The organism is Massilia consociata, assembly GCF_042432755.1.
GTDB classification, from domain to species: domain Bacteria; phylum Pseudomonadota; class Gammaproteobacteria; order Burkholderiales; family Burkholderiaceae_D; genus Telluria; species Telluria consociata.
In genome coordinates this window covers 22,925-33,793 of sequence record NZ_JBHLWP010000033.1, presented here as the reverse complement: position 1 = coordinate 33,793, position 10,869 = coordinate 22,925, and the positions used below count along the sequence as shown (strand labels likewise).

General features: G+C 65.0%; 11 protein-coding genes. 1 reads left to right on the top strand and 10 read right to left on the bottom strand.

Annotated elements, in window-relative coordinates; all coding sequences use genetic code 11:
* Positions 1 to 166: 166 nt before the first annotated feature.
* Together pyrE and ACFFJK_RS22320 are read right to left on the bottom strand one after the other, a co-directional pair.
* Positions 167 to 829 carry an orotate phosphoribosyltransferase gene (gene pyrE / locus ACFFJK_RS22325; protein ID WP_379681862.1) on the bottom strand — a complete coding sequence of 221 codons (663 nt, stop codon included), beginning with the start codon at positions 827 to 829 and terminating at the stop codon, positions 167 to 169.
* 100 nt (positions 830 to 929) lie between these two features.
* A complete protein-coding gene (locus ACFFJK_RS22320; protein WP_379681861.1) occupies positions 930 to 2,327 on the bottom strand; it encodes a PAS domain-containing protein in 1,398 nt (465 codons plus the stop codon).
* Between the two features lie 214 nt (positions 2,328 to 2,541).
* Between ACFFJK_RS22320 and ACFFJK_RS22315 the strand changes: the two genes are divergently transcribed.
* The gene (locus ACFFJK_RS22315) at positions 2,542 to 3,312 is read left to right on the top strand and encodes an exodeoxyribonuclease III (RefSeq protein WP_379681860.1); all 771 of its coding nucleotides are present in this window, start codon (positions 2,542 to 2,544) and stop codon (positions 3,310 to 3,312) included.
* A 76-nt stretch (positions 3,313 to 3,388) separates the two neighbouring features.
* Here ACFFJK_RS22315 and ACFFJK_RS22310 read toward each other — a convergent pair whose 3' ends face one another.
* The 8 genes from ACFFJK_RS22310 to gshB all read right to left on the bottom strand — a co-directional run bounded on the left by ACFFJK_RS22310 (position 3,389) and on the right by gshB (position 10,727).
* Complete coding sequence (locus tag ACFFJK_RS22310; RefSeq protein WP_379681859.1) at positions 3,389 to 4,336, bottom strand: pseudouridine synthase; 948 nt, start codon at positions 4,334 to 4,336, stop codon at positions 3,389 to 3,391.
* A gap of 13 nt (positions 4,337 to 4,349) precedes the next feature.
* A complete protein-coding gene (locus ACFFJK_RS22305; protein WP_379681858.1) occupies positions 4,350 to 5,255 on the bottom strand; it encodes a M48 family metallopeptidase in 906 nt (301 codons plus the stop codon).
* A gap of 144 nt (positions 5,256 to 5,399) precedes the next feature.
* The gene (metW, locus tag ACFFJK_RS22300; RefSeq protein WP_379681857.1) at positions 5,400 to 6,017 is read right to left on the bottom strand and encodes a methionine biosynthesis protein MetW; all 618 of its coding nucleotides are present in this window, start codon (positions 6,015 to 6,017) and stop codon (positions 5,400 to 5,402) included.
* Positions 6,014 to 7,168: a homoserine O-succinyltransferase MetX gene (gene metX, locus ACFFJK_RS22295; RefSeq protein ID WP_379681856.1), complete on the bottom strand. Its 1,155-nt coding sequence runs from the start codon at positions 7,166 to 7,168 to the stop codon at positions 6,014 to 6,016. Before metX ends, metW begins: the two co-directional genes overlap by 4 nt.
* A gap of 26 nt (positions 7,169 to 7,194) precedes the next feature.
* The gene (gene ptsP / locus ACFFJK_RS22290; protein ID WP_379681855.1) at positions 7,195 to 8,976 is read right to left on the bottom strand and encodes a phosphoenolpyruvate--protein phosphotransferase; all 1,782 of its coding nucleotides are present in this window, start codon (positions 8,974 to 8,976) and stop codon (positions 7,195 to 7,197) included.
* 41 nt (positions 8,977 to 9,017) lie between these two features.
* Positions 9,018 to 9,287 carry an HPr family phosphocarrier protein gene (locus tag ACFFJK_RS22285; RefSeq protein WP_379681854.1) on the bottom strand — a complete coding sequence of 90 codons (270 nt, stop codon included), beginning with the start codon at positions 9,285 to 9,287 and terminating at the stop codon, positions 9,018 to 9,020.
* 58 nt (positions 9,288 to 9,345) lie between these two features.
* The gene (locus tag ACFFJK_RS22280) at positions 9,346 to 9,753 is read right to left on the bottom strand and encodes a PTS sugar transporter subunit IIA (RefSeq protein ID WP_379681853.1); all 408 of its coding nucleotides are present in this window, start codon (positions 9,751 to 9,753) and stop codon (positions 9,346 to 9,348) included.
* A 23-nt stretch (positions 9,754 to 9,776) separates the two neighbouring features.
* Positions 9,777 to 10,727: a glutathione synthase gene (gene gshB, locus ACFFJK_RS22275; protein ID WP_379681852.1), complete on the bottom strand. Its 951-nt coding sequence runs from the start codon at positions 10,725 to 10,727 to the stop codon at positions 9,777 to 9,779.
* Positions 10,728 to 10,869 lie beyond the last annotated feature (142 nt).

Here is a 10,869-nt window from a genome sequence, read left to right as displayed (position 1 = left end):
GAGACTCGAGATGATTTGCCAGGAAATGCAGGGTGTCGTCGAACATGGCGACGAAGGTTAACAGCGATGGGGAATGTTTACAACGACAAAATAAAAATGCCGTTCAGTCTTAACTGAACGGCATTAGAGCCCTGCTCCGGTTTTTTTTATTCCTCCGCCCCCGGTTTCAGACGCCGTAGCGCGTGCGGTAGGCGGCAACGGCCTCCTTGTGCTGCGCCAGGCGCGGATCGGCCGCGGCGCCCGACAGGTAGCCGAACAAGTCGTCCAGGTTGGCAATCGAGATTACCGGGATGCCGAATTCGTTCGACACCTGCTGCACCGCCGAGTGCTCCGACAGCGCGCCGTCCTTGCCGGAACGCTCCATGCGGTCGAGCGCGATCAGCACGGCAGCCGGCTCGGCGCCCGCGGCGCGGATCATGTCGACCGATTCGCGCACCGAGGTGCCGGCCGAGATCACGTCGTCGACGATCACGACCTTGCCGGCCAGCTTGGCGCCGACGATGGTGCCGCCCTCGCCGTGGTCCTTGGCTTCCTTGCGGTTGTAGGCGAACGAGGTGTTGCGGCCCTTGGCGGCCAGCGCCACTGCCGTGGCGGATGCCAGCGTGATGCCCTTGTAGGCCGGGCCGAACAGCATGTCGAACTCGACGCCCGAGTCGAGCAGCGTCTGCGCGTAGAACTGCGCCAGCTGGCCCAGCGTCGCGCCGTCGTGGAACAGCCCGGCGTTGAAGAAGTACGGCGACAGGCGCCCTGCCTTGGTCGTGAATTCACCGAAGCGCAATACCTCGGCCTTCACCGAAAACGAAATAAACTCCTGGCGCAGATCGCTCACGTGCTTCTCCTGAATATTCAAAAAACCGTATTGTAAACCGCGCGCTGGAAGCCGCGCCGGTACCGCCGGCGCATTCCTGGCCAGGCTGGCGCCGCCCGGCCTATCCGGCAGACGTTCGCGCCTGCGGAACCTGCGTGTTGCCCGCACGGCGCGTGCGCACATGTCCGGTGACGTCGACGACCACGGCGATCACGCCGTGGCGCTCGCCGCCGGCGCTGTACAGGGCCTCCAGGTCGATCTTGAAAAAGCGCTCGACGGGCATGCCGCCTGCATCCGGCAGCACCAGGCCCAGCTCTTCCTCGCACCAGGGCTGGCCGGTCTCGAACACGTGCTCCAGCGCGGCTTCGACCGCACCATAGCGCAGCTGCGGCAGCGCCTCGACCAGGCGCTTGCCGACCAGCTCCCGTTGGCCGAACAGGTCGCGGAAGTGCCGGTTCGCGAGGCGAAAGCGCAGGTCGGGCGCCATGAAGATGGCCATGGCGACCGGCGCATTGAACAGCAAGCGGCCGCGCTGCGCCAGTTCGGCGGCGCGGTCGTTGCGCTCGGTGTCGTCGCGCGTGATACAGGTGCTGTAACGCAGCCTGCCATCCTTGAAACAGCTGCTCGAAAGCATGCGCACGTGGCGGATCGTGCCGTCCTTGCGGCGCAGCCGCGCCGGCTGGTCGACCAGGACACCGCCCGACAGCAAGGTGTCGAGGATCAGGTCGACGATCTCGACGTCGACGTGGAAGTTGTCGATGTGGCGGCCGACGTATTCTTCCCAGTGGTAGCCGAGCATCTGCAGTTCGGCACGGTCGGCCCACAGGATGGTGCCGTCGGGCGCCACGCGGTGCAGGCCCTCGACGGGGTTTCCCGGTTGCTGTTCCTGCGGATACCACGGCGCTTCGCTCTTCGGCGCATGCTCCTTCTGTTCGCGGCGCGCCTGCTCGAGCGAGCGTCCCTTGAGATCGAGATCGGCGCCGTGCACCGTGCTACCGTAGGCACGATCGTGTACGGCGCAGATATCCTCGAAGACCTGGGCCTGGGCCGCGTCCGGGAACAGGCGCCAGGGGTAGGCGCAGAAGAGGGCCAGGCGGTGCTCCGCGCACAGCAGTTCCGACAACTGCTCGAGCCGCACTGCGGCCTGGTAGCGGCCCCGAGCGCACAGCAGCGCGCCCATCTCGACGAACACATGCACCGGACCGGCGCCGACCGCAGCCTCGGCGAGCAGCGGCCCGACCGCGGTGCGAAAACGCGGCTCGTCGGGCCAGCCATCGACCAGCAGGTGCGCAAGGGTGTCTTCGGCGTCGAGAAAGCGCACGTTGCGGGTGTCGGCCAGCAGGTCCTTGAGACCGGCGCGATGGGCCGGGGTAGCGATCACGAGGCCGGTGCCGCCCACGGCCAGTGCCGTGTCGACGAACCCGGCGGCCTCGGCCAGCAAGGCAGCGTCGTCCGCATAGAATCGGACGATGTGGGGAACATCCTTGCCTGGAAAGGTGTCGTGCGTATTATTCTCCATGGATCCCTGCTCGAATACGGTGGACGGACAGCCATCCAGGGTTCGATAAACCTGGAATTGTGAACTGTTGCAGACAACCACTTTAACATGCTGCATCGCAATATTTCCTGCAGGAATTTCGACGGACATCAAGTTCCTGGTGGACACAAAACGCGCTACACTGTCGGATGCATCTGGCTGCAAGCCGGCCGTCATCTTCATTCCAACACGATCCATGCCACGAATCATCTCCGCAAACCTGAACGGCATCCGTTCGGCCCACAAGAAAGGTTTTTTCAACTGGCTCGCCACCCAGTCGGCCGACTACATCTGCGTGCAGGAACTCAAGGCGCAGGAAGCCGACATGACCGAGGAATTCCTGTCTCCGCACGGCTACCATGGCCACTTCCACTATGCCGAGAAGAAGGGTTACTCGGGCACTGGCGTGTACAGCCGCACGGCGCCGGATAACAGGCGCATCGGCTTCGGCTGCCTCGAATTCGACGCCGAAGGCCGCTATACGCGCTGCGACTTCGGCAACCTGACCATCATTTCGGTGTACTGCCCGTCGGGCTCGTCGTCGCCGGAGCGCCAGCTCGCCAAGTTCCGCTTCATGGAAGTATTCCTGCCGCACCTACAGGAACTCAAGGCCGAAGGCCGCGAAGTCGTCATCTGCGGCGACTGGAACATCGCCCACAAGGAAATCGACCTCAAGAACTGGAAGAGCAACCAGAAGAACTCGGGCTTCCTGCCGGAAGAACGCGCCTGGATGACGCGCATCTTCGACGAAATCGGCCTGGTCGACGTGCACCGCAAGATCGCCCCGGAAGCCGCGCAGTACACCTGGTGGAGCAATCGCGGCCAGGCCTATGCCAAGGATGTGGGCTGGCGCATCGACTACCACGTGGCCACCCCGGGCATCGCGGCCTGCGCCAGGGCGGTGTCGGTGTACAAGGACGAGCGCTTCAGCGACCATGCGCCCTTGATCATCGATTACGAGCTGTAAGACGAGACAATCGGTGATTTAGAAGATAAGCTCATAAACGCACAGGCATTCAGAAGCTTAGCTGATGGATGCCGACTTATTGGCCGGTCCCAGGCCAGTCCAGCCGGAACCCGCTGTCGAAGCGGCGCGGCTGGCCGCTCAAGGGGTCGACGAAGCTGACGCTGCGCGCCAGCAACTGCAGTGGCGCGCTGAAGTCGTCGCCCTTGCAGGGCAGCGCAACCGGGTAGAAGGCATCGTTCAGGATCGGTGCGCCGAGCGAGGCCAGGTGCAGGCGAAGCTGGTGCTTGCGGCCGGTATGCGGATGCAGCCGGTAGTGGGCGATGTCGCCGCGCCGCTCGATCAGTTCCACCAGCGTTTCCGAATTCGGCTCGCCCGGCACTTCTTCGCTGACAAAAAACTGCGCCGCATCCTGCATGCGGCTGCGGTAGGTGAAGGGGAACGCCCGGCCCTCGATCGGGCCGGCCAGGGCCTCGTACACCTTCGTCACGACCCGCTTCTGGAACATCGACTGGTAGGCCCCGCGCGAAGCCGGGTTGTGCGAGAAGATCACCACGCCGGCGGTCTCGCGGTCGAGCCGGTGGATCGGGGTCAGGTGCGGCAGGTCGTATGCCTTTTTCAGCCGCACCAGCAGCGTCTCGTGCAGGAAGCGGCCGGTCGGGATGGTCGGCAGGAAGTGCGGCTTGTCGGCCACCAGCAGGTGCTCGTCGATGTGCAGCACCCGTTCCCGGAACGGGATCGGCGTCTCGGGCGCTTCCAGTTCGCGGTAGTACCAGATGCGCATGCCCTGGCGCACCTGGCTGTCGGCCGCCAGCGGCACGCCCTTCGCATCCACGATCTCGCCGCGCGCCAGGCGCCGGGACCACGCCGCTTCCGGCACGTCGGGAAACCGCTCGGCCAGGAAGCGCAGCATGCCGCCGGCGCGCGTCTCGGTCAGCCACAGGTAGCTCGGCGCGACCCCGTCGCGCACCGGCAGCGGCACGTAGGCGTTCGCTTCGGCCTGGTGGCCCTTCCTGCTGCTTCCCATTCCGTCCCGTTATTCAGCGCAGGGTGACGTTGGTGCGGTATGGCGGCAGCTTGGCGACCGTGGTGCCCTTGGCGCGTGCGTACAACGGCAGCAGCACGTTCATGTGCGCTTCCATTTCCTTGATGCGGGTCTCGCCGCCCGGGTGGGTCGAGAGCAGCTCGATCGGCGCGCGCTGGCCCAGGGCCGCCATCTTGCGCCACAGCGCGATGCCGGCGCGCGGGTCGTAGCCGGCGCGGGAGGAGATGTCCAGGCCGACCAGGTCGGCCTCGCGCTCGTCGTCGCGCGAGAACTTCAGGCCGGCGAACTGGGCGCCATAGTTGGCGATCGTGCCGGTGATGCCCGGATCGATGCCGAAGATGCCCGAGATCAGGGCGCCGCCGACACGCGCGCCCATGTTGGTCAGGCCCTGCTTGGCCATCTTTTCGCGGCTGTGCTCGCGCAGGGCGTGCGCGATCTCGTGCCCCATCACGGCCGCCACTTCATCGTCGGTCAGCTTCAGCGAGTTCAGGATGCCGGTGAAGAAACCGATCCGGCCACCCGGCATGCAGAAGGCGTTCACGTCCTTCGAGTCGATGAGGTTGACCTGCCACTGCCACTGGGTCGCCTCCTGGTTCCAGCGCGCCGTATGGGGAATGATGCGCTGGGCGATGGCGCGCAGGCGCTGGACTTCCGGATGCGAGGCCGGCAGCAGCACGCCTTTCTGTTGTGCCTGGCTCATCATCTGCGCGTATTGCTGCGCCGCCGCTTCGTTGAGCTGCTCTGCCGGAACGAACTTGCTCAGGCGCGATAGGGGCCTGACCTTGATACCATCCTGGACCGTGGTATTGCGGTCGTCCTGCGCCACCGCCGTGCCGACATGGCTGGTGCCGAGCACGGCAAACAGGGACAGGCAGGCGGCCAGATGCTTGAATTTTGTCATTTTGTCGCTGACAGGCTGTTCTTAGCAGCACTATCTCCACAGAAAGTAACTGGAAAAGAGCACACGATAGCGCCGATCATCGCGGATCATGCATGGCTCGACAAGCCGCCACCGCACATAAGCGGACACGAGCTCAAGCGGCGCCTACGCGGCTACGCCTTCCTTCTTGCGCAGTCGAAACACCGCCAGGCTGCCTCGCAGGTTCGGCAGGAAGCTCACCGGTTTTCCTTCAGCCAGGGCGACGTACTCGAGCACTTCCAGCCCGCATTTCTCCGCCAGGTCCTTGAAGTCGTGAATGGTTGCGTAGCGCACGTTCGGCGTATCGAACCATTGGTAAGGCAGCGAGCGCGACACCGGCATCCGGCCCCGGATCAGGGCCACCCGGTGCGGCCAGTAGGCGAAGTTCGGGAACGAGACGATGGCTTCCTGGCCCACGCGCACGATGTCGCGCAGGCGCGCCTCGACGTGCTGCATCATCTGCAGCGAGGACAGGCACAGCACCATGTCGAAGGCGTTGTCGCGGAACAGGTCCAGGCCCTCTTCCATGTCGTGCTGGATCACGCTGATGCCGCGCTGGGTGCTCTCCAGCACCTTGTCGTCGGCGATCTCGACGCCGTAGCCGGTGCAGCCCTTGCCCAGTTCCAGGTAGCGCAGCATGGCGCCGTCGCCGCAGCCGACGTCCAGCACATGCGAGCCCTGGCGCACCCAGTCCGCAATGAAGGCCAGGTCGGGACGCAGGACGTTCAGGTCGTTCAGGTTCATGCTGCCTCCTTGCCTGCGAGTCCGAGCGCAATCCGGTCAAAGTAAGCGCGCACTACCGCCATGTAGCGCGGATCTTCCAGCAGGAAGGCATCGTGGCCGTGCGGCGCGTCGATCTCGGCATAGGTCACCTTGCGGCGATTGGACACCAGTGCCTCGACGATCTCGCGGCTGCGCTCGGGCGAGAAGCGCCAGTCGGTGGTGAACGAGGCCACCAGGAACTGCGCCTTGGTTCCGGCCAGAGCCTTGGTCAGGTCGCCGCCATGGGCGCGCGCCGGGTCGAAGTAGTCGAGCGCCTTGGTGATCAGGAGATAGGTGTTGGCGTCGAAGTATTCCGAAAACTTGTCGCCCTGGTAGCGCAGGTAGGACTCGATCTCGAAATCGATGCCGAAGTCGAACTTGTAGTCGTTGGTCTCGGCCGCGTTGCGCAGCTTGCGGCCGAACTTTTCCGCCATGTCGTCGTTCGACAGGTAGGTGATGTGGCCGACCATGCGCGCCACTTTCAGGCCGTTCTTCGGCACCACGCCGTACTCGTAGAAGTCGCCGCCGCGGTAGTCCGGGTCGGTCAGGATGGCCTGGCGCGCGACGTCGTTGAAGGCGATGTTCTGGGCCGACAGCTTGGGCGTGGAGGCGATCACGATGCAGTGGCGCAGGCGCTCGGGGAACATGATGCTCCACGACAGGGCCTGCATGCCGCCCAGCGAGCCGCCCATCACGGCGGCAAAACAGGCGATGCCGAGACGGTCGGCCAGGCGCGCCTGGGCGCTGACCCAGTCTTCCACCGTCAGCAGCGGAAAGGCTGCGCCGTAGGGCTTGCCGGTGGCCGGGTTGGTGTGCATCGGGCCGGTCGAGCCGAAGCAGGAGCCGAGGTTGTTGACGCCGATGACGAAGAAGCGGTTGGTATCCACCGGCTTGCCCGGTCCCACCATGTTGTCCCACCAGCCGGCGCTCTTCGGCTTGTCGGCATAGGTGCCGGCGACGTGGTGCGAGGCGTTGAGCGCGTGGCAGATCAATACCGCGTTCGACTTGTCGGCGTTGAGCGTGCCATAGGTTTCATACATCAGCGTGTAGTCGCCGATGCTGGCGCCGCTTTGCAGGCGCAGCGGCTCGGCGAAGTGCATCGCCTGCGGTGTGACTGTTCCAATCGATCCCATGGATGGTGTTCGCGTGTTTCTTGTATTCAGAGGGACTGCAGCTGCTCCACCGCGGTGGCGATCTCGTTCGGTTCGATCGAGCGCAGGATGCGGCGCGTGCGGCTGGTAATGGTGGCCAGGTCGCTGTTCAGGATTTCCTGCTTCACCGACAGCAGCTGCGCCGGGTGCATCGAGAATTCGCGCAGGCCCATGCCGAGCAGCAGGCGGGTGAGCTTGGTGTCGCCGGCCATCTCGCCGCACACGGCGACGTCCAGGCCGGCCTTCTGGCCGGTGGCGATGGTCGAGGCGATCAGCCCCAGCACCGCCGGGTGCAGCGGATTGTACAGGTGCGCCACTTCGTAGTCGACCCGGTCGATGGCCAGCGTGTACTGGATCAGGTCGTTGGTGCCGATCGACAGGAAGTGCATGCGCTTGACGAACATCGGCAGCGCCAGCGCCGCGGCCGGGATCTCGATCATGGCGCCCACTTCCACGCCCGGGTCGTACTTGATGCCCTCTTCGCGCAATTGAAGCTTGGCCTGCTCGATCATGGACAGCGTCTGGTCGATCTCGAAGGCATGCGCCAGCATCGGGATCAGGATGCGCACCTTGCCGAAGGCGGAGGCGCGCAGGATCGCGCGCAGCTGGGTCAGGAACAGCTGGGGCTCGGCCAGGCAGTAGCGGATCGCGCGCAGGCCCAGCGCCGGGTTGAGCGCGGTGTGCTCGGTCGGGTCGAGCGGCTTGTCGGCGCCGACGTCGAGGGTGCGGATGGTCACCGGGCGGCCCTTCATCGCGACCACCGCCTTGCGGTACTGCTCGAACTGCTCGTCCTCGCCCGGGACCCTGAGCGCGTTCCCGAGCCCGCTCGCGCTGCGGCCCATGAACAGGAATTCGGAACGGAACAGGCCCACGCCGTTGGCGCCGGCCTCCAGCGCCGCCGGGCAGTCATCCGGCAGTTCGATGTTGGCCAGCAGCGTGATCGGGGTGCCGTCCTTGGTCACCGCCGGGGTCTTCTTGAGCTTCAGGAGGCGCTTGCGCGCCTTCACCAGCGCGGCCTGGCGCGCGCGGTACTGTTCCAGCACCTGCTGGCTCGGGTTGCAGATCACCACGCCGGCGTCGCCGTCGATGATCACCCAGTCGTCCTGCTCGACCAGGCGCGAAGCCTGGCTCATGCCGACCACCGCCGGAATGTCGAGCGAACGGGCGACGATCGCGGTGTGCGAGTTCTGGCCGCCGACGTCGGTGACGAAGCCGATGAACGATTGCGGCCCGCCATCACGGTCGCGGAAGGCCAGCATGTCGGCCGGCGAGATGTCGTGGGCCACCACGATCATCTGCGGCGCCACCTGGTCCTCGCCGCTGTACACCGGCGGCACGTTCAGGGCGGTGCCCATCAGGACCTTGAGCACGCGCTCGGCGACCTGCTGGATGTCGTGCTTGCGCTCGCGCAGGTATTCGTCCTCGATCTCGTCGAACTGGGCCGACAGTTCATCGATCTGGGTCACCAGCGCCCATTCGGCGTTGTAGTGGCGGGTGCGGATGATGTCGAGCGGCGCTTCCGAGATCATCGGATCCGACAGGATCAGGGCGTGCACGTCGATGAAGGCGCCCAGTTCGGTCGGGGCATCCTTCGGCAGCTCGGTCCACAGGGCCTGCAGGCCGCGATGGACTTCCGCGATGGCGTCCTGCAGGCGCTTGACCTCCGCTTCGACCTGCTCCTCCGGGACCAGGTAATGCTTGACGTCGAGCGCCGCGGGCGTGAGCAGGTGCGCACGGCCGATCGAGATGCCGCGCGAAACCGGAATGCCGTGGAGCGTGAACGATGCCATCGAAGATCCCGTGTGGCGGGGTGTTGCCGCTTCGCGCGGCATTACTCGCTTTCGCCGAACTTGTCGTTGACCAGGCCCGACAGCGCGGCGATGCACGCCTCTTCGTCCGGGCCGTCCGCCTCGAGCAGCACCTTGGCGCCCTTGCCGGCGGCGAGCATCATGACGCCCATGATCGACTTGGCATTGATGCGGCGGCCGTTACGGGTGAGCCAGACATCGCTCTTGAACTTGGCAGCCAGTTGGGTGAATTTGGCGGAGGCGCGGGCGTGCAGGCCCAGCTTGTTGATGATTTCGAGTTCTTGTTGAATCATATTCTCGTTATGTGCCCGTGGCCAAAGATGTTATTCGCTCGCTTTTCAGCTTGGTTGTTCAGCTGGATCCGACGCGGATCCGGTTATCCACCCGTACCGCGCCGTTCTGGGCGCCGGCCAGGGCCATTTCCACCACCACGTCGAGGGTGTCGCGGCGGTAGGTGATCGCACGCAGCAGCATCGGCAGGCTGATGCCCGCGATGACTTCCACGTGGCCGGCGTCGGCCAGCGAGTTGCAGCAGTTGGACGGCGTACCGCCCTTGATGTCGGTGATGACCAGCACGCCGTCGCCTTCGTCCAGGCGCGCGATCGCGTCCTTGGCGAGGCAATTCACCTCGGCCAGGTCCTGGTCGGCGGTCACGTCGATCGCCTCGAAGCGCTCGGTGGGGCCACGGAATACGTGCGCCACCGCCGCGATGAATGCCTGGCCCAGCGGAGCGTGGGTCAGCAGCAGGATGCCTACCATGTGCTTCTCAGCTATCTTTCAATTCAGTTTTCAGTATGGACGTGCCGTTCGACCGCGTCGATGAACATCGCGGCCACGTCGAATCCGGTCTGGTCGGTGATTTCCTGGAAGCAGGTCGGGCTGGTGACGTTCACTTCGGTCAGGAAATCCCCGATCACGTCCAATCCTACCAGCAATAAGCCGCGCGCGGCCAGCACCGGCCCCAGCGCCTCGGCGATCTCGCGCTCGCGCGCGGTGATCGGCTGCGCCACGCCCAGGCCGCCGGCGGCCAGGTTACCCCGCACTTCATTGCCCTGCGGGATACGCGCCAGCGTGAACGGCACCGGCTTGCCGCCGATGACCAGCACCCGCTTGTCGCCCTGTTTGATGGCCGGGATGAACTTCTGCGCCATGATCGTGTGCTTGCCGTTGCCGGTCAGCGATTCGATCACCGAACCCAGGTTCATGCCGTCATCCTTCACACGGAAGATGCCGGCGCCGCCCATGCCGTCGAGCGGCTTGAAGATCACGTCGCCGTGCTTGCCGTGGAAGGCGCGCAACCTGGCCGGGTCGGACGAGACCAGTGTCGGCGAAGTGAATTCGCTGAACTGGCCGATCGTCAGCTTCTCGTTGTGGTCGCGGATCGCCCCCGGACGGTTGAGTACGCGTGCGCCCTGGCGCTCGGCCAGTTCCAGCAGGTAGGTGCCGTACACGTATTCCATGTCGAAAGGCGGGTCCTTGCGCTCGATGACGGCATCGAAGGCGGACAGCTGCACGATCTCGGGCGCATCGGCGCGGTACCAGGTGTCCGCTTCGCCGGTGAGATGCAGGCGCGTGACTTGCGCCGTCACCACGCCCTCTTCCAGCACCATGTCGCGCTGCTCGAAGGCGTAGACGGCGTGGCCGCGCCTGGCCGCTTCACGCATCATGGCAAAGGTCGAATCCTTGTAGATCTTGAACGTGGAGAGCGGATCGGCGAGGAAAGCGATTTTCATGGGGTATCCAATGCAGGGAATGCCCTGATTTTAGCCGGAAACGCGGTTTCTCGCGGACAGGCCCCGCTTTATGCACCGAGCCAGTGCAGGGTAAAAATGCCGAGTAGCAAATTGTGCAATCCCTGCCGGACGCCTGAGGCAG

Excerpts from the sequence above, each read along its gene's own strand:
- ACFFJK_RS22320 (WP_379681861.1), bottom strand. The coding sequence starts at position 2,327 with ATGGAGAATAATACGCACGACACCTTTCCAGGCAAGGATGTTCCCCAC.
- ACFFJK_RS22315 (WP_379681860.1), top strand. The coding sequence starts at position 2,542 with ATGCCACGAATCATCTCCGCAAACCTGAACGGCATCCGTTCGGCCCAC.
- ACFFJK_RS22310 (WP_379681859.1), bottom strand. The coding sequence starts at position 4,336 with ATGGGAAGCAGCAGGAAGGGCCACCAGGCCGAAGCGAACGCCTACGTG.
- ACFFJK_RS22305 (WP_379681858.1), bottom strand. The coding sequence starts at position 5,255 with ATGACAAAATTCAAGCATCTGGCCGCCTGCCTGTCCCTGTTTGCCGTG.
- metW (WP_379681857.1), bottom strand. The coding sequence starts at position 6,017 with ATGAACCTGAACGACCTGAACGTCCTGCGTCCCGACCTGGCCTTCATT.
- metX (WP_379681856.1), bottom strand. The coding sequence starts at position 7,168 with ATGGGATCGATTGGAACAGTCACACCGCAGGCGATGCACTTCGCCGAG.
- ptsP (WP_379681855.1), bottom strand. The coding sequence starts at position 8,976 with ATGGCATCGTTCACGCTCCACGGCATTCCGGTTTCGCGCGGCATCTCG.
- ACFFJK_RS22285 (WP_379681854.1), bottom strand. The coding sequence starts at position 9,287 with ATGATTCAACAAGAACTCGAAATCATCAACAAGCTGGGCCTGCACGCC.
- ACFFJK_RS22280 (WP_379681853.1), bottom strand. The coding sequence starts at position 9,753 with ATGGTAGGCATCCTGCTGCTGACCCACGCTCCGCTGGGCCAGGCATTC.
- gshB (WP_379681852.1), bottom strand. The coding sequence starts at position 10,727 with ATGAAAATCGCTTTCCTCGCCGATCCGCTCTCCACGTTCAAGATCTAC.